The organism is Asanoa sp. WMMD1127, from assembly GCF_029626225.1.
Taxonomy (GTDB): Bacteria; Actinomycetota; Actinomycetes; order Mycobacteriales; family Micromonosporaceae; genus Asanoa.
The window spans coordinates 4550221-4566534 of record NZ_JARUBP010000001.1 but is presented as its reverse complement, the minus strand read 5'-3'; the positions used below and the strand labels follow the sequence as shown (position 1 = coordinate 4566534).

The following is a 16314-nucleotide window of genomic DNA, read 5'->3' as shown; positions in this document are numbered from 1 at the left end:
CGGGGATGCCCGGCGCCAGGGGGCGATTAGTCCAAATTCCCGACCAGTGTGATAGGGAACTCGATGGACGTACGCCGCGGCGTCTCTAAGCTGTCCCCCATGTCCAGGCGAGCACATCTCGCGGTCGTCGCGGCGGCCGCGCTCATCACCACTCTCGCGGCCTGCGCGCCCGAGGAGACTCCGGAGGCCGCGCCCTCGGGTTCCGCCGCCGCGTCCTGCACGAAGGACTCACTGCGGACCAAGACCGCCGGCAAGCTGACCGTCGCCACCGACGACCCGGCCTACGAGCCGTGGGTGGTCGGCAACAAGCCCGAGTCCGGCGAGGGCTTCGAGTCCGCGGTCGCCTATGCCGTGGCCGAGCAGCTCGGCTTCGCGAAGACCGACGTCGCGTGGACCCGGGTCACGTTCAACAACGCGATAGCGCCCGGCCCCAAGGCGTTCGACTTCGACGTCAACCAGTTCTCCGTCACGCCCGAGCGGCAGCAGGCGGTCGACTTCTCGTCGCCGTACTACCTGGTGCGCCAGACGGTGATCGCGCTGAGGTCGTCGAAGATCGCCAACGCGAAGAGCGTGGCCGAGCTGAAGAGCGCCAAGCTCGGCGCGCAGGTCGGCACCACGAGCTTCCAGGCGGTCAACGAGCTGATCAAGCCGGCCAGCCAGCCGCAGGTCTACAACACCAACGACGACGCCAAGAAGGCGCTGGAGAACGGCCAGATCGACGGCCTGGTCGTCGACCTGCCCACGGCGTTCTACATCACCGGGGCCGAGCTGACCGACGGCAAGATCGTGGGCCAGCTGCCGCAGGTCGGCACCCCCGAGACGTTCGGCCTGCTGCTCGACAAGGGCTCCCCGCTGACGAAGTGCGTCAGCGAGGCGGTCGACAAGCTGCGCGACGGCGGCCAGCTGCAGCAGCTGGAGCAGAAGTGGCTCGCCGACACGGCGGGCGCCCCCGAACTCTCGTGACCAAGCTGGTCGACGGCGCGCCGCCCTCGGCCGTCCAACTCGACCGGATCGCCTGGCGTCGCCGCCAGACGGTCCGGTCGATCCTGGTCGCGGCCGCGTCGACGGCGGTGGTCGGCGTGCTGCTGGTCGTCGCGATCACCGGCGCGCCCGGCTGGGACCGGGTCCGGCAGTCGTTCCTGGACCCGGCCATCGCCGCCGACGCGCTGCCGGACATCCTGCGCGGGCTCTGGCTCAACATCCGGCTGCTGTTCTTCTGCGCGCTCGGCTCGCTCGGGCTGGGCCTGCTGATCGCGCTGCTGCGCACGCTGCGGGGCCCGGTCTTCTTCCCCGTGCGGGCGTTGGCGACGAGCTACACGTACACCTTCCGCGGGTTGCCGTTGATCATCGTGATCTACGTGCTCACCCTGGGCGTGCCGGGGCTGCGGCTGCAGGGCATGCCGTCGGTGCTGGTGCTCGGCGGGGCGGCGCTGGTGCTGACCTACTCCGGTTACATCGCCGAGGTGTTCCGCGCCGGCATCGAGTCGGTGCACCCCTCCCAGGTCGCGGCCGCGCGGTCGCTGGGGTTGACCTACCGGCAGGCGATGCGGCACGTGGTGCTGCCGCAGGCGGTGCGGCGGGTGGCGCCGCCGCTGCTCAACGACACGGTCGCCCTGCAGAAGGACGTCGGGCTCGTGTCGCTGGCCGGACCGATTGACGCCGTGCGCGCGGCGCAGATCGCGACGGCCGAGCACTACAACTACACGCCGTACATCGTCGCGGGGGTGCTGTTCGTGCTGCTCGCCATCCCGCTGATCGCGGTCACCGACTGGGTGACGCTGCGGGCCGCCCGCCGGCAGGCCGGCCGATGAGCGCCGTGTTGTCGTGCCAGGGGGTACGCAAGGTGTTCGGGCCGACGGTCGTGCTCGACGGGCTGGACCTCGACGTGGCCGAGCACGAGGTGGTCGCGCTGATCGGTGCGTCGGGCTCGGGCAAGTCGACCCTGCTGCGCTGCGTCAACCTGCTGGAGGAGGTCGACGACGGCACGATCCACCTCGACGGCGCCCACATCACGGACCCGCGGGCAAACCCCGATCTCGTCCGCCGGAAGATCGGCATCGTGTTCCAGGCTTACAACCTGTTCCCGCACCTGTCCGTGCTGGACAACATCACGCTGGCGCCGGTGCGGGTCCACAAGCGGCCGGTCGCCGAGGCCCGCGAGCAGGCGCTGTCGCTGCTGACGCGGATCGGGCTGGCGGACAAGGCGTCGGCCTATCCGGACCGGCTCTCCGGCGGCCAGCAGCAGCGGGTCGCGATCGTCCGGGCCCTGGTCAACTCGCCGCGGCTGCTGCTGCTCGACGAGGTCACGTCGGCCCTCGACCCGGAGCTCGTCGGCGAGGTCCTCGACCTGATCCGCGACCTCAAACGCGACGGCATGACGATGGTGCTGGCCACCCACGAGATGACCTTCGCCCGCCAGGTGGCGGACCGGGTCTGCTTCCTCGACGGGGGCCGCATCCTCGAACAGGGCCCGCCGGACCGGATCCTGGACCACCCGTCGGAGCCCCGGACGCAGCAGTTCCTCCGCCGCCTGGCGCCCGCCCAGTGACGCCTCCGCGGCTGACCCACGTGCGGGTCAACGTGCGCGATCTGGCTGCCGCCATCGCGTGGTACGAGCGGCTGTTCGGCGTGCGGGCGGAGGGGCACTGGCCGCCGTCGGCGCCGACGTACGCCCATTTCACGCTCGGCGCGGCGCAGTTCGCGTTGGGGGCATACGAGCCGGCGCCGGCGGTCGGGGCCCGGTTCAACTTCGAGGTGGACGACGTCGACGCGTGGTGGGCCCGGCTCGGACCCGACGCCGACGTCGTGGAGCCGCTGTCCGACACCCCGTACGGGTCACGGAAGTTCACCATCCGCGACCCCGACGGCAACGAACTCGGCTTCGTGCGGGCCTGATCTCTCGTAGAGTCTCTGCTCGTGCCCGACCTGCCGCGCCCGCCGTTGCAGCGCCTGCTGGCCGACGCCGCGCACGGCGTGTTGTTGTTCGCGGTGACGCCGCCGCGCAGCAGCGCGTCACCCGAACGGGTCAAGGAGATCGCGGCGGTCACGCTGGACCGGCTCGCGCCGCTCGACCTCGACGGGCTGGTCCTCTACGACATCGACGACGAGTCCGACCGCAACCCGGGCGAGCGGCCGTTCCCCTATCTGCCCACAGTGGACCCCGCGCGCTACCACGCGGAGCACCTGCACGGCTGGGACCGGCCGACGGTGATCTACCGCTGCGTCAGCAAGTACGCCGAGGCCGACCTCCGCGACTGGCTGGGCGCGGCCGACCCGCGGCGGGTGCTCGGCGTGTTCGTCGGCCCGTCGTCGAGCGACAAGCCGGTCCGCACCGACCTGCGCCGGGCTCAGGAGCTGCGCGCGGAGGTGTGCCCGGACCTGCACCTCGGCGGCGTGGTGATCGGCGAGCGGCACACCCGCCGCGGCGACGAGCACCTGCGCATGCTGGCCAAGCAGGAGCGGGGCTGCTCGTTCTTCGTCTCGCAGGTCGTCTACGACGTCGACGAGACCAAGGACCTGGTCTCGGACTACTTCTACGCGTGCCGGGACCGCGGGGTGGCGCCGCGCACGGTGATCTTCACGCTGTCGCTGTGCGGGTCGCCCCGCACGCTGGAGTTCCTCGGGTGGCTCGGTGTCGACGTGCCGCGCTGGCTGCGCAACTCGATCAACCATGCCGCGGATCCGCTCAGCGAGTCCTACCGGCAGACGCTGGCGATCGCCCGGGACCTGGCCGACTTCTGCCGCCACCTCGGCATGCCGCACGGCTTCAACGTCGAGAGCGTCTCGATCCGCCGGGCGGAGATCGAGGCCACCACCGACCTCGCCGCCGACGTCGCGGCCCTGCTCGATAGACCCTAGCGGCGCTGTGCGAGGCGCTGGGCCTGGCCCTCGTGCACGTCGCTGACCCACTCCCAGCCGGGCCGGGCCGACGGGCCGATCCGCGGGTCGTCGGGCGCCTCGCCGTCCCGCAGGGCCAGCACGTACGCCCGGTCCCGCTCGATCCGCTCCCGCACCTGGTCGGCGCCGCCGACCGACCCGTGGCCCGGGACGACCACGTCGACGTCGCCGGCCACGGCCGCCAGCAGCGACAGCGCGGCCAGGTATTCCTCGACCGGGTCGGCGCTGCTGTTCAGGTCGAGCATCGGCACCAGCACATCGGACAGCATGTCGCCGGCGACGAGGACCCCGCGTTCCTCGACGAGCAGCGCCGCGTGGCCCGGCGCGTGCGCCCGGTGCTCGATGATCCGTGCCCGCGGGCCGTCCCACGGCACCTCCGCGGCCCCGGCGGGCAGGGCGGTGACGAGGCCGAGCAGGTCCAACGGCACCTTGTCGGCGATGCCGGTCGGCTCGAGATGGGCGGTGATCTCGGCCTTGGCGTTCGGGGCGGCCAGCTGCTCCTCGACGCTGGCGGCGCAGCGGGCCGTCGCGTACCGCGGTGGTGTGCCGAAGCCGGCGTGCCAGAGCAGGTGATCCCAGTCGGGGTGCGTCGAGAAGCCGGCCACCACGGTGCGGCCCGCCAGGTCGTTCGCGAGGCAGGCCAGCTCGTGGTCCTGGACGCCGGGGTCGATCAGCAGCACACCGTCGCGGCCGCGCACGACGACGGCGTTGCTCTGGACGAACTCGCTCTCGTGGACCCACACACCCTCTGCGACCTGCGTCAGCACTCCCCTGGTCCCCTCTGTCCTGGACGGTTACCGCTCCTGCGGAACGGTAACCGTCCAAGCGCTCGACACGATCAGGCGGTGCAGGCGACGCCGTTGAGGGTGAAGCTGGTCGGCCTCGGGTTGCTGCCCGTGTGGGTGCCGTTGAAGCCGATGCCGGTCGACGCCCCCGGCGCCAGCGCACCGTTGTAGGACAGGTTCGTCGCGGTGACCGCCGCACCGGTCTGGGTGAACGTCGCCGACCAGCCCTGGCCGACCCGCTGCCCGGTGTGCGGGAAGGTGAAGCCGAGGCTCCAGCCGTTGATCGCGGTCGTCCCGGTGTTGGTGATCGTGATGTTCGCGGTGAACCCGCTGCCCCAGTCGTTCGTCGCGTAGGCCACCCGGCAGGCACCGGCGGCGGGCGGCGCCGACGTGGTGACGGTGACCGACGCGGACGCCGGTGAGGTGTTGCCGGCCGCGTCGACGGCCACCACGTAGAAGGTGTACGCGGTGGAGGCGGTCAGTCCGGTCAGCGCGAGCGTGGCGGCGGTGGGCGACCCGACGAGCGGGTCCGTCGCGCCGTTCTCCCGGTAGACCCGGTAGCCGGTCACGCCGACGTTGTCGGTCGACGCCGCCCAGCTCAGGGTCGCGCCGGTCGCCGTGACCGCCGACGCGGTCGGCTGGCCGGGCGCGGTCGGCGCGACCGCGTCCGGCGCGGGCGGGTCGGTGGTGGTGACGGAGACCGGTGCGGACGCGGCGGAGCGGTTGCCCGCGGCGTCCTTGGCCACCACGTAGAACGCGTAGGCGGTGGCGGCGGTCAGCCCGGTCACCGCGAACGTGGCGGCGGTGGGCGAGCCGACGAGGACGTCGGTGGCGCCGGCTTCGCGGTAGACGTCGTACCCGGTGACGCCCACGTTGTCGGTCGACGCCGTCCAGCTCAGGGTCGCGCCGGTCGCCGTGACCGCCGACGCGGTCGGCCGGCCGGGCGCCGTCGGCGCGGTGGTGTCCGGGGTGGGCGCGCCGGGCTCGACGCCCCAGACCCGCCGGCCACCGGCGTAGAGCGGCACGTTGCGGTTGGGCCCGGCGACGGTGCTGTACGACGGGTCGTTGGTCGGGTCCCAGGTGCCACCCTCCGGCACGCCGACCTTGAACTGCACCTCCATCCGGTGCTGTGACTGCCCGGCCGGGGCGATGGTGTGCCCGGTGCAGTCGACCTCGACGTACCAGAGGTCGCCGGAGACCTGGCGCGCCGTGGACGGTGATGGGCAGCCCTGGGTGTAGCCCGGGGTGACCACGACGGGCGTCGCGCCCTCGGCGCGGAAGTAGTAGCGGAACTTCGCGTCGGTCAGGGCGCGGGCCGGGTACGCGGAGCGGTTGTAGATGATGGCCTTGAGCCCGGTGGCCCGCGGCTCGGCCTGCATCACCGTGGTCTCCACGGTCAACTCGTCACGGTCCGGGGTCTCGGCGACCGGGAAGTTGGCCAGCGGGGTGCCGCCGTGCTTGGTCACCAGCGCGGCGAGCGCGGAGGTGAAGCCGGCGTTGTAGTCGGTGGCGACCTCGTTCATCACGTAGTCCGACCGGGTGTCGCTGTAGGCGTCGTTGGCCGACGAGGGGCCGCCCACCAGCGCGCCGTAGAGCACGTGCCGGGTCTCCTCGGGCACGGTCTGGCTGTCCCACCACGAGCCGTGCGCGGTGCGGTGGTGCGGGTTCTTCGGCGAGTTGGCGCCGAACCCGATGACGTAGCTGGAGCTGCGCGGGTTGTCGCCGAGCGCGTAGTTGATCTGCCGCAGCGCGAAGTCCTGGTACCGGGCCTTGCGGGTGGCGTCGGTGAGGTGGTCACCGTGCAGCAGGGCGACGAAGCTGGTGTTCGCCGCGTAGCGCAGCGCGCCCCACGAGTCGAGCACCGCCATGCCGCCCGGCGAGTACGGCACCCGTTGCCCGTTCACGCCGACGGTCCAGAAGTCGAGCCACCGGTTGGCGTCGTCCAGGTACTTCTGCTTACCGGTCAGGCGGGCCAGCAGCACGTACGCGCCGTACTGCTTGTTGTCCCAGGCGATCGTCCACTTGTAGGACTTGGTGGTGGTCTGGTTCTCGTTGCCGAGCAGGTCGTACCCGCTCTCGGCCTTGGCGAGGTAGCTGGCGTCGCCGGTGGCCCGGTACAGCCAGATCGCGCCCCAGACCAGCTCGTCCTGGTAGCCGCTCCACGACCGGTAGAAGCTGGTCGCGTCGGTGATGCACTCGTGGTAGCTCTTCCGCACCGTGTCGGCGAACGCGTAGAGCTGCTTCGCGTGGCCGACCAGCTTGTCCGCGTAGGCGGCGTCGGTGGGTCGGAAGACCATGGACGACGCGGCCATCGCCGCCGCCGTCTCCCCGGCCAGGTCCGCGCCGCCACAGCTCGCATCGATCTTGTACGAGGGACGCGCCATCGGCAGCACCTCGGCCGGACCCCACCACTTGTGGTCGGCGTCGCCGTTGCCGATCTGTCCGTAGAGGACGTTCGGTGCCGGGTGCGCCTTGACGAAGTAGTCGTTGACGAAGCGCAGGTTGTTGAGCAGGTGCGGGAGCTGCCCGGAGGCCACGTAGCCGTCCCGGTACTCGACCGCGCCCCAGGCGAGCATGGTGGCGCTGAACGCCATCGGGAAGCCGAACTTGACGTGGTCGCCGGCGTCGAACCAGCCGCCGGTCAGGTCGAGCCCGACGTCGGCGCCGTCGGTCATCGCGGAGTCCCCGCGCCAGGAGACGCGGTTCCAGGAGGGCTTGGGACCGGACTGCTGGGCCTCGTAGAAGAGGAGGGACTTCTGCAACGCCTCGGCGTAGTTGAAGGCGGCCGCGGCGGCTTGCACGCCGGTCGTGGCGGGGGCAGCGGACGCGGGACCGGGGACGGCGCCGAGGGTGAGCCCGGTGACCAGGGCCGCACCGGCAGCGAGGACACGGCGCGCCCGCCGGAGGCGTCTGACGTGGTGCATGACGGTTACTCCTGTCGGAGGGTGGTGAGGCAAGGTCCCGGGAGCGCTCCCATGGATAGACGACAATGTAACGGGGACGTTGTCAGTTTGTGAAGGGCGGCTGGTGCGCACGCCGGTAGTGGCGGGCGACCCGGGCCCGGTTGCCGCATATGTTGGGGGTGCACCACTGGCGGCGGGTGGTCTCGGCCAGGAAGAGCATCGAGCAGGTGGGGCTGGCGCAGCGGCGCAGGCGGGTCAGGCGGGTCTCGTCGGCGAGCAGTTCGATCGCGCCGCGGGCCGTGGCGGCCAGGGCCGCGTTGCCGCCGTGCTCGGTGTGCCAGCGGGTTTCCTCCCGGTAGCCGTCGCCCGCCGCGATCAGACCTAGCGAGGTCGGGACCGCCGCCGCGGCCGTGTTGACGGCGGCCAACGAGTCGGCCGCCGGCGTACGGCCCGCGAGGTGCGCGTCGAACAGGTCGCGGATCGCGGTGCGCAACCGGCGCGTGTCGGCCAGGTCCGGCGGCGGACCCGCGGGCAGGCGGGGCGACTGCACCCGCCACCAGGCGGACGCCGTCGCCTCGTCGGGTATCAGGTCCTGCGGCGGGTCCGTGACCAGCATCTTGGTGTCCACCAGGTCGAGCGCGATCAGCGGCTCGCCTCCCATCGGGAAGCCGGCCCGCTGGACGTCGGCCAGACTGATGCTCACAGGGCAATCTTATCCATTAGCTCCGAACGGCTTGCGTACCCAGACTAATGCTTTTAGCGTCGGACTATGCATTAGGGAGGTGCGTCATGGGACTTGCCTGGCAGCAGGGGCCGCTGTCCGCCGGACCGGTGGGCCGGTTCCTGGTTCCCGAACCCCTGCCGGAGCGGTTGCTCTTCGCCGAACGGCTGCGCCGGCGGATGCGGGTGCGGTTCGGCGGGAGCTGGATCGCCGACAGCGACGACGTCGTGCTGCTGCACGAGCCGGGTCGCTACCCGGTGGCCTACTTCCCCGCCGCGGCGGTCACGCCCGGCGCCCTCGAGCCGACCGATCGGGTCACCAGCCATCCGGACCTCGGCGCGACGGCCTGGTTCACCGTGCACGGCGGCGGCGACCGCACCGCGCCCCGGGCGGCCTGGCAGTTCGTCGGGCTGCCCGACCACGCCAAGGACCTGGCCGACCGCGTCGCGTTCGCCTGGCGGCCGATGGACGCGTTCTACGAGGAGGACGAGCGGATCGTCGGGCACGCCGCCGACCCGTACCACCGGATCGACGTCCGGCGGACCTCCCGCCGGCTCGAGGTGCGCGACGGCGACCGGGTGATCGCCGACACCAGCCGGCCGCTCGTGCTCTACGAGTCGGGCTTCGCGCCCCGGTGGTACGTGCCGCGTGCCGACGTCGACCCCGCCGCGCTGACCGAGGTCGGCGGCCAGACGTTCTGCCCCTACAAGGGGTTGGCCAGCTACTACGACATCGGCCGGCGCCGCCGGGCCGCCTGGTCCTACCGGGAGGCGTGGCCGGAGGTGCGGGCCGTCGCCGATCTCGTCTCGTTCGAGCCCGATCTGATCGAGGTGCGGCTGGACGGCCGCCGGCTCGCGCTGGAGCCCGGCCAGTCCGTCGTGCCGCACGGCATCGACCGCGGCCTCGACCCCGACGAGATCCTGCACCAGGAGGGAGCACCACGATGACACTCAAGGACCGGACCGTGCTGGTGATCGGCCGCGGTGGCGGCATCGCCCGGGCCGCGACGGACGCCGTGCGCGAGGCGGGCGGGTCCGTGGTGGTCGCGGGCCGCGACGCGGAAGCGCTCGCCGCCGCCTATCCGGACGTGCGGGTCGAAACCGTCGACGTCACCGACGAGGCGAGCGTGGCCGCCCTGGCCGAGCGGGTCGGCGCCGTCGACCACGTGGTGAGCACCGCGTCGGCCCGGGCCCGCGGGCCGGTGGGCCAGCTCGACCCCGACGTGGTGGCGCTCTCGTTGCGCACCAAGGCGGTCGGGGCGATCCTGCTCGCCAAGCACTTCGCCACCCAGATGCCGGCCGACGGCTCGTTCCTGCTGTTCTCCGGCGCCACCGCGGTCAAGCCGGCCGCCGGCATGCTGGCCGTGGCCGCGACCAACGGCGCCGTGGACGCGATCGTCCGGTCGCTCGCGGTGGAGCTCGCGCCGATCCGGGTCAACGCGATCTCGCCGGGCACGATCGACTCGGGCGCCTACGACGCGCTGGGGCCCGAGAAGAAGGCGCAGTTGTACGCGGGCCGCAGCAAGACCAACCCGGCCCGCCGGATCGGGACGCCGGGCGACGTCGCCGAGGCGGTCGTCTTCGCGCTGACGAACACGTTCCTCACCGGGGTGTCGCTGGGTCTCGACGGCGGCGAGCGGCTGGTGTGACATGTGCGACCGTGCGAGTGGGCCGGCCGCGGTGACCCCCGTTGTCGGCCCGCTGCCACCGATCTACGTTGGCGACAGGGGGAAAGCACATGGCGACGCTGTTGTCGGTCAACGTCGGGATGCCCAAGGACGTGGCGTGGCAGGGCCGCACCGTCCACACCGGAGTGTGGAAGGCGCCGGTGAGCGGGAGACGGATGGTGCGCCGACTGAACGTCGACGGCGACGGCCAGGGCGACCTCGACGGGCACGGCGGCGAGCAACGGGCGGTGCTGGTCTACCAGACCGACTCGTACGCGCACTGGTCGCGGTTCTTCGCCAAGGACCTGGGCGGCCACGGCGCGTTCGGTGAGAACTTCACGGTCGACGGCCTGTCCGACGACGAGGTGCACATCGGCGACCGCTACCGGATCGGCGAGGCCGAGTTCGAGGTCAGCCAGCCGCGGGTGACCTGCTTCCGGGTCGGCATGCGGCTGGGCGAGCCGCGGCTGCCGGCGCTGCTCGTCGGCCACCACCGGCCCGGCTTCTACCTGCGGGTGATCACCGAGGGTACGGTCGGCGCCGGCGACGAGATCGTCCGCACCCGGGTCGGCCCGCACGAGGTCAGTGTCGCGGAGGTCGACGCGCTGCTCTACCTGCCGGATCCCGACCACGACCGGATCCGCGCCGCCCTCGACATCCCGGCGCTCAGCCCCGGCTGGCAGGCCTCGTTCCGCGAGGTGCTCGCCGGCGGCGGTGGCCTCGCGCCGATCCCGGTCGGCCACGAGCCGCCGTGGACCGGCTTCCGCCAGCTGCGCGTCGCCCGGATGGTCGCCGAGACCGACTCGATCACGTCCATCTACCTCGCCGCCGACGACGACCGGCCGCTGCCGCCGGCCGAGGCCGGCCAGTACCTGACGGTGAAGGTCGCCGCGGGCGTGCGCTCGTACTCGTTCTCCGACCCGGCCGCCTGGCGCATCAGCGTCAAGCGCGAGGAGCACGGCGCGGTCAGCGGCCCGCTGCAACGCCTGCGGCCCGGCGCCCTGCTCGACGTCGCCGCGGCGCGCGGGGAGTTCACGCTGGCCGGCGGCACCGACCCGGTCCTGCTGATCTCGGCCGGGATCGGCGTGACGCCGGTGCTGGCGATGCTGCACCGGCTGGCCGCCGACGGCGACACCCGCCAGATTTGGTGGATCCACACGACCCACGACCAGCGCCAGTACGCGTTCGGCCCGGAGATCCAAGGACTGCTGGCGAAGCTGCCGAACGCGCAGGAGCACGTCTACTACTCGACGCAGACCCGACTGACGGCCGGCGTGCTGGAGTCCATGGGGTTGCCGACGGACGCCGACGCGTACGTCTGCGGTCCGGAGTCCTTCATGGACGATGTGCGGGCCGCGCTGGTCGACGTGGGTCTCAAGCCCGACCGGGTGAAGACGGAGTTCTTCGCGGCCCGCGCCGCCATCAACCCCGGCATCACCGACGCGAACCGCCGCTCTCCGCACCCACCGCCCGGCGAGCCCGGCACCGGGCCGGCGGTCACGTTCGCCCGCAGCGGCCTGACCGTGCCCATGCCCGACGACGGCCGTTCACTGCTGGAGCTGGCCGAGGCGTGCGACGTCCCGACCCGCTGGTCCTGCCGCACGGGCGTCTGCCACACCTGCGAAACCGGCCTGCTCTCGGGCGCCGTCACCTTCGACCCGGAGCCCCTCGAACCCGCGGGACCGGGCAACACCCTGATCTGCTGCTCCCGCCCCCGCGGCGAAGTGGTGCTGGACCTCTAGTGTCCTGAGTCGTTAAATCGTTGTCAGTGGGTACGGTGGTCGTATGCCGTCTCCGATAGCAGTGTCGATCGTGCTCACTGATGACGAGCGTGAGCAGTTGGTTACCTGGTCACGAAGGCCGACCAGTGCGCAGGCTTTGGCGGCGCGGTCACGGGTCGTGCTGGCCTGTGCCGATGGTCCCGGCGAGTCGAACGGCCAGATCGCGCAGCGTCTGGGGATCTCGCGGAACACGGTGAAGAAGTGGCGTAATCGGTTCGCGGTCGACCGGCTCGACGGGTTGTTGGACGAGCCGCGGCCGGGCCGGCCGCGCACGGTCACCGACACCGACGTCGAGCGCGTCATCACCACGACGTTGGAGACCACGCCGAAGGACGCCACGCACTGGTCGACCCGGTCGCTGGCCGCGCAGGTCGGCCTGTCACAGACGGCGGTATCGCGGATCTGGCGGGCGTTCGGGCTGCAGCCGCACCGGCAGGACTCGTGGAAGCTGTCGAAAGACCCGCAATTCATTGACAAGGTCCGCGACGTGGTCGGTCTCTACTTGGACCCGCCGGAACGGGCGGTCGTGCTCTGCGTCGACGAAAAGTCTCAGATCCAAGCCCTCGACCGGACCGCGCCGGTCCTACCAATGCTGCCCGGCACACCCGCCAGGGCCAGTCACGACTACATCCGCGCCGGCACCTCCAGCCTCTACGCCGCCCTGGACCTGACCACCGGCAAGGTGATCGGCTCGTTGCACGCCCGACACCGGGCGATCGAGTTCCGCAAGTTTCTGACCACCCTCGACCGGGAAGTCCCCGCGGACCTACAGGTCCACCTGGTCCTGGACAACGCCTCCACACACAAGACACCAGCGATCAAACGCTGGCTGGCGGCCCACCCTCGCTTCGTCCTGCACTTCACCCCGACCAGCTCATCCTGGCTCAACCTCGTCGAGCGCTGGTTCGGCGAACTGACCACCAAGAAACTCCAACGCGGAACCCACCGCTCGGTCCGCGCCCTCAACAAAGACATCCGCGAATGGATCGGAACCTGGAACGACAACCCCAAGCCCTACGTCTGGACCAAGACCGCCGACCAGATCCTCGAATCCATCGCCCGCTACTGCACTCGAATTAACGACTCACGACACTAGAGAGCGCGGATGGCCAGGGCGGCGTCGAGGGCGGCGATGGTGGCCGCCCAGCCCTTGTCCTCCGCCGAGCCCGGCAGGCCTGCCCGGTCCTGCGCCTGCTCCAGGGTGTTCACCGTGAGCACGCCGTGCGCGACCGGCTTGCCCGTGTCGAGGGCGACCCGGGTCAGGCCGTCCGTCACCGACCGGCAGACGTAGTCGAAGTGGGCCGTCGCGCCGCGGATGACGACGCCGAGGGCGACCACGACGTCGTACTTCTTCGCCAGCGCCTGGGCCACCACCGGGATCTCGACCGAGCCCGCGACCCGGGCCACCGCCACGTCCGCGACGGCCGAGGCCTTGGCCGCGGCCACCGCGCGGTCGACCATGTGGTCCGTCAGCTCCGCGTGCCAGCGGGCCGCCACGATGCCCACCGTCAGGCCCGATGCGTCCACAGTGGCCACGTCCGGTTCGCCGAAACCCGCCATCAGAATCCCTCCGCCGTGTCGACGTCGTCGAGGGCGTCGATCAGGTGTCCCATTCGGTCGCGCTTGGTCCGCAGGTAGCGGACGTTCTCGGGGTGCGGGCGCACCGGCAGGCCCTCGCGGCCGACGATCGTCAGCCCGTAGCCCTCCAGGCCCGCCCGCTTGGCCGGGTTGTTCGTCAGCAGGCGCATCGAGCGCACGCCGAGGTCGTAGAGGATCTGCGCGCCGGTGCCGTAGTCGCGGGCGTCGGCCGGCAGGCCCAGGTCGAGGTTGGCGTCGACGGTGTCGCGGCCCAGGTCCTGCAGCTGGTAGGCCTGCAGCTTGTGCAGCAGGCCGATGCCCCGCCCCTCGTGGCCCCGCATGTAGAGCACGACGCCACGGCCCTCGGCCGCGACCCGGGCCAGCGCCGCGTTGAGCTGCGGGCCGCAGTCGCAGCGCAGTGAGCCGAACACGTCGCCGGTGAGGCATTCAGAGTGCACCCGGACCAGCACGTCGGCACCGTCGTCGAGGTCGCCGTAGACCATCGCCACGTGCTCGGCCGAGTCGTGGGTGGAGCGGTAGCCGTAGGCGGTGAACACGCCGTGCTCGGTCGGGATCCGCGTCTCCACGACCCGCTCGACCTGCTTCTCGTGGTGCCGCCGGTAGGCGATCAGGTCGGCGATGGAGATGAGCGGCAGGCCGTGCTCGGCCGCGAACTTCTCCAGGTCGGGCAGGCGCATCATGGTGCCGTCGTCGTTGACGAGCTCGCACAGCACGCCCGCCGGCCGCAGGCCGGCCAGCACCGCGAGGTCGACCGCCGCCTCGGTGTGGCCGGGCCGGCGCAGCACGCCGCCGGCCTTGGCGCGCAGCGGCACCACGTGGCCGGGCCGGGACAGGTCGGTCGCGGTCGTCTCCGGCGAGGCCAGCAGCCGGATCGTGTGCGCGCGGTCCGCGGCCGAGATGCCGGTGGAGACACCCTCGCGGGCGTCGACGGTCACCGTGTACGCGGTCCCGCGCCGGTCCTGGTTGGTGTGGTACATCGGCGGCAGCTCGAGGCGGTCGGCCTCTTCCTCGGTGATCGGCGCGCAGATGTAGCCGGACGTCCAGCGGACCGTGAACGCGAGCAGCTCCGGCGTCGCCAGCTCGGCGGCGAAGATGAGGTCGCCCTCGTTCTCGCGGTCCTCGTCGTCGACGACCACGACCGGCCGGCCCGCCGCGATCGCGGCGACGGCCCCTTCCACTGTGGACAGCGTCATGACCTCTCCCCCAGGAGCCGTTCGACATATTTCGCGATCACGTCGACCTCGAGGTTGACCAGGTCGCCGATCTGCTTGTGACCGAGTGTGGTGAGCGACAGCGTGGTCGGGATCAGGCCGACCGAGAACGTGTCGGCGCCCGCCTCCATCACGGTCAGCGAGACGCCGTCGACCGTGATCGAGCCCTTCTCCACGACGTAACGGCGAATGGCGGCCGGCAGCTCGAACCGGACGGTGGTCCACTGCTCGGCGGGCTCACGGCCGACGATCCGGGCGACGCCGTCGACGTGCCCCTGCACGAGGTGGCCGCCGAGCCGGCTGTCGAGCCGGGCGGCCCGTTCCAGGTTGACGGGGTCGCCGGGGTGCAGCTCGCCGAGCGACGAGCGGCGCAGCGTCTCGCCCATCACGTCGGCGGTGAAGCCGTCGGCGGAGATCTCGACCGCGGTCAGGCAGACACCGTTGACCGAGATCGAGTCGCCGTGCTTCAGGTCGTCGACGACGGTCTTGCCGCGGATCGCGATCAGGCCGGAGTCGTCGCCGGTCGCGGTCCAGCCGACCATCTCGCCGAGCTCCTCGATGATGCCGGTGAACATGCGGGTCAGCCCTCCTTCTTGCGTGGCACAGCGGTGAACCGCAGGTCAGGGCCGACCCGCGTGACATCGGTGAGGTCGAGGTCGATGACCTCGGCGATGGTGGAGACGCCCGCGTCGGCGAGCGCGGAGGTGCCGGCGCCGAGCAGCTTGGGCGCGACGTAGCCGACCACCTTGTCGACCAGCCCGGCGGCGAGGAACGCGCCGGCCAGTCGCGGGCCGCCCTCCAGCAGCACCGAGCGGACGCCGCGGGTGTGCAGGGCCGCGAGCAGCGCCTGCAGGTCGACGTGCCCGTCCGGACCCGCGCCGACCGCCGCGGCGGTGGCGACCCAGGTCGGCGCGGCGCTGTCGCGGACCTTGGCGTCGACCGGCGTACGCCCGGCGCTGTCCACCACGACCCGCAGCGGCTGCCGGATCGCCAGCGAGCCGTCGCGCAGGTTGCGGGCGGTCAGCCGGGGGTCGTCGGCGAGCACGGTGCCGATGCCGACCATGACGGCGTCGCTCGCACAGCGCAGCGCGTGCACGTCCATGCGGGCGGCCTCGGAGGTGATCCACATGCTGGTGCCGTCGGCGGCTGCGGACCGGCCGTCGAGGGTGGCGGCGTACTTCCAGGTCACGTAGGGCCAGCCCCGGCGCACGCTGGTCAGCCAGGCGATGTTGCCGGCCTCGGCCTCGTCCTCGCGTACGCCCATCTGGACCTCGACGCCCGCGGCCCGCAGGGTCTCGGCGCCGCCGCGGGCGACCGGGTCCGGGTCCGCCACGCCGACGACGACCTTGGCCACGCCCGCGTTGATGAGGGCACGGGTGCAGGGGCCGGTGCGGCCGGTGTGGTTGCAGGGCTCCAGGGTGACGATCGCGGTGCCGCCGCGGGCCCGGTCGCCGGCCTGCGCGAGCGCGACGATCTCGGCGTGCGGGCCGCCGGCGTACGCGTGGAAGCCCTCGCCGACCACCTCGCCCTCGGCGTCGAGCAGCACACAACCCACGACGGGGTTGGGACTCGTGGTGCCGAGGCCGCGTGCCCCGAGCGCAATCGCGCGCCGCATCGCCTCGTCGACGGAGACGCCGCTCGCCATGCCCGTTCCCTTCCCGTGCGCCGTGGTCAGCGCGGGCGAGGTGGAGGCAGGCAGGAGCGCGGCTCGGGACGGCGTCAGGCCGCCCGACGGCGGCGCCTGGGAACGG

The 16314-nt window shown here is 72.0% G+C and carries 16 protein-coding genes; 9 read left to right on the top strand and 7 right to left on the bottom strand.

Annotated features, from left to right (window positions below):
* Positions 1-99 precede the first annotated feature (99 nt).
* Genes O7635_RS21810 through O7635_RS21790 form a run of 5 tightly spaced genes read left to right on the top strand, consistent with a single transcriptional unit; the run spans position 100 to position 3858 of the window.
* Complete coding sequence (locus tag O7635_RS21810; RefSeq protein ID WP_278082305.1) at positions 100-963, top strand: ABC transporter substrate-binding protein; 864 nt, start codon at positions 100-102, stop codon at positions 961-963.
* Positions 960-1811 carry an amino acid ABC transporter permease gene (locus tag O7635_RS21805; RefSeq protein ID WP_278082304.1) on the top strand — a complete coding sequence of 284 codons (852 nt, stop codon included), beginning with the start codon at positions 960-962 and terminating at the stop codon, positions 1809-1811. The genes O7635_RS21810 and O7635_RS21805 overlap by 4 nt, the downstream gene beginning before the upstream one ends.
* Positions 1808-2548, top strand: a complete 741-nt coding sequence (locus O7635_RS21800) for an amino acid ABC transporter ATP-binding protein (RefSeq protein ID WP_278082303.1) — start codon at positions 1808-1810, stop codon at positions 2546-2548. The genes O7635_RS21805 and O7635_RS21800 overlap by 4 nt, the downstream gene beginning before the upstream one ends.
* Complete coding sequence (locus O7635_RS21795) at positions 2545-2895, top strand: VOC family protein (protein ID WP_278082302.1); 351 nt, start codon at positions 2545-2547, stop codon at positions 2893-2895. The genes O7635_RS21800 and O7635_RS21795 overlap by 4 nt, the downstream gene beginning before the upstream one ends.
* Before the next feature lie 21 nt (positions 2896-2916).
* Complete coding sequence (locus tag O7635_RS21790; protein WP_278082301.1) at positions 2917-3858, top strand: 5,10-methylenetetrahydrofolate reductase; 942 nt, start codon at positions 2917-2919, stop codon at positions 3856-3858.
* On the opposite strand, the gene O7635_RS21785 is transcribed toward O7635_RS21790, so the two are convergent.
* From O7635_RS21785 to O7635_RS21775, 3 genes are all read right to left on the bottom strand, one after another.
* Positions 3855-4664, bottom strand: a complete 810-nt coding sequence (locus O7635_RS21785) for an MBL fold metallo-hydrolase (protein WP_278082300.1) — start codon at positions 4662-4664, stop codon at positions 3855-3857. The genes O7635_RS21790 and O7635_RS21785 overlap by 4 nt on opposite strands.
* 71 nt (positions 4665-4735) lie before the next feature.
* Positions 4736-7606, bottom strand: coding sequence for a glycoside hydrolase family 9 protein (locus O7635_RS21780; protein WP_278082299.1), 2871 nt, complete (start codon positions 7604-7606; stop codon positions 4736-4738).
* An 82-nt stretch (positions 7607-7688) separates the two neighbouring features.
* Entirely contained in the window at positions 7689-8288 is a 600-nt protein-coding gene (locus tag O7635_RS21775; RefSeq protein ID WP_278082298.1) for a CGNR zinc finger domain-containing protein, read from the bottom strand.
* 86 nt (positions 8289-8374) lie between these two features.
* Between O7635_RS21775 and O7635_RS21770 the strand changes: the two genes are divergently transcribed.
* The 4 genes from O7635_RS21770 (at position 8375) to O7635_RS21755 (ending at position 12849) form a co-directional block, all read left to right on the top strand.
* Positions 8375-9253, top strand: coding sequence for a DUF427 domain-containing protein (locus tag O7635_RS21770; protein ID WP_278082297.1), 879 nt, complete (start codon positions 8375-8377; stop codon positions 9251-9253).
* Positions 9250-9954: an SDR family oxidoreductase gene (locus O7635_RS21765; protein WP_278082296.1), complete on the top strand. Its 705-nt coding sequence runs from the start codon at positions 9250-9252 to the stop codon at positions 9952-9954. The genes O7635_RS21770 and O7635_RS21765 overlap by 4 nt, the downstream gene beginning before the upstream one ends.
* Before the next feature lie 89 nt (positions 9955-10043).
* The gene (locus O7635_RS21760) at positions 10044-11714 is read left to right on the top strand and encodes an MOSC and FAD-binding oxidoreductase domain-containing protein (protein ID WP_278082295.1); all 1671 of its coding nucleotides are present in this window, start codon (positions 10044-10046) and stop codon (positions 11712-11714) included.
* A gap of 43 nt (positions 11715-11757) precedes the next feature.
* The gene (locus O7635_RS21755; protein ID WP_278080110.1) at positions 11758-12849 is read left to right on the top strand and encodes an IS630 family transposase; all 1092 of its coding nucleotides are present in this window, start codon (positions 11758-11760) and stop codon (positions 12847-12849) included.
* On the opposite strand, the gene ribH is transcribed toward O7635_RS21755, so the two are convergent.
* The 4 genes from ribH to ribD are packed head-to-tail and all read right to left on the bottom strand — an operon-like array spanning position 12846 to position 16208.
* Positions 12846-13313, bottom strand: a complete 468-nt coding sequence (gene ribH / locus O7635_RS21750) for a 6,7-dimethyl-8-ribityllumazine synthase (protein ID WP_278082294.1) — start codon at positions 13311-13313, stop codon at positions 12846-12848. The two genes, O7635_RS21755 and ribH, sit on opposite strands and share 4 nt — an antisense overlap.
* Positions 13313-14545: a bifunctional 3,4-dihydroxy-2-butanone-4-phosphate synthase/GTP cyclohydrolase II gene (locus tag O7635_RS21745; RefSeq protein ID WP_278082293.1), complete on the bottom strand. Its 1233-nt coding sequence runs from the start codon at positions 14543-14545 to the stop codon at positions 13313-13315. Before O7635_RS21745 ends, ribH begins: the two co-directional genes overlap by 1 nt.
* On the bottom strand, positions 14542-15138 hold the full coding sequence (locus O7635_RS21740) for a riboflavin synthase (protein ID WP_278082292.1): 597 nt from the start codon (positions 15136-15138) through the stop codon (positions 14542-14544). The genes O7635_RS21745 and O7635_RS21740 overlap by 4 nt, the downstream gene beginning before the upstream one ends.
* A gap of 5 nt (positions 15139-15143) precedes the next feature.
* Positions 15144-16208, bottom strand: coding sequence for a bifunctional diaminohydroxyphosphoribosylaminopyrimidine deaminase/5-amino-6-(5-phosphoribosylamino)uracil reductase RibD (ribD, locus tag O7635_RS21735; protein ID WP_278082291.1), 1065 nt, complete (start codon positions 16206-16208; stop codon positions 15144-15146).
* Positions 16209-16314: the final 106 nt, after the last annotated feature.

Excerpts from the sequence above, each read along its gene's own strand:
- O7635_RS21810 (WP_278082305.1), top strand. The coding sequence starts at position 100 with ATGTCCAGGCGAGCACATCTCGCGGTCGTCGCGGCGGCCGCGCTCATC.
- O7635_RS21800 (WP_278082303.1), top strand. The coding sequence starts at position 1,808 with ATGAGCGCCGTGTTGTCGTGCCAGGGGGTACGCAAGGTGTTCGGGCCG.
- O7635_RS21780 (WP_278082299.1), bottom strand. The coding sequence starts at position 7,606 with ATGCACCACGTCAGACGCCTCCGGCGGGCGCGCCGTGTCCTCGCTGCC.
- O7635_RS21770 (WP_278082297.1), top strand. The coding sequence starts at position 8,375 with ATGGGACTTGCCTGGCAGCAGGGGCCGCTGTCCGCCGGACCGGTGGGC.
- O7635_RS21765 (WP_278082296.1), top strand. The coding sequence starts at position 9,250 with ATGACACTCAAGGACCGGACCGTGCTGGTGATCGGCCGCGGTGGCGGC.
- O7635_RS21760 (WP_278082295.1), top strand. The coding sequence starts at position 10,044 with ATGGCGACGCTGTTGTCGGTCAACGTCGGGATGCCCAAGGACGTGGCG.
- O7635_RS21755 (WP_278080110.1), top strand. The coding sequence starts at position 11,758 with ATGCCGTCTCCGATAGCAGTGTCGATCGTGCTCACTGATGACGAGCGT.
- ribH (WP_278082294.1), bottom strand. The coding sequence starts at position 13,313 with ATGGCGGGTTTCGGCGAACCGGACGTGGCCACTGTGGACGCATCGGGC.
- O7635_RS21745 (WP_278082293.1), bottom strand. The coding sequence starts at position 14,545 with ATGACGCTGTCCACAGTGGAAGGGGCCGTCGCCGCGATCGCGGCGGGC.
- O7635_RS21740 (WP_278082292.1), bottom strand. The coding sequence starts at position 15,138 with ATGTTCACCGGCATCATCGAGGAGCTCGGCGAGATGGTCGGCTGGACC.
- ribD (WP_278082291.1), bottom strand. The coding sequence starts at position 16,208 with ATGGCGAGCGGCGTCTCCGTCGACGAGGCGATGCGGCGCGCGATTGCG.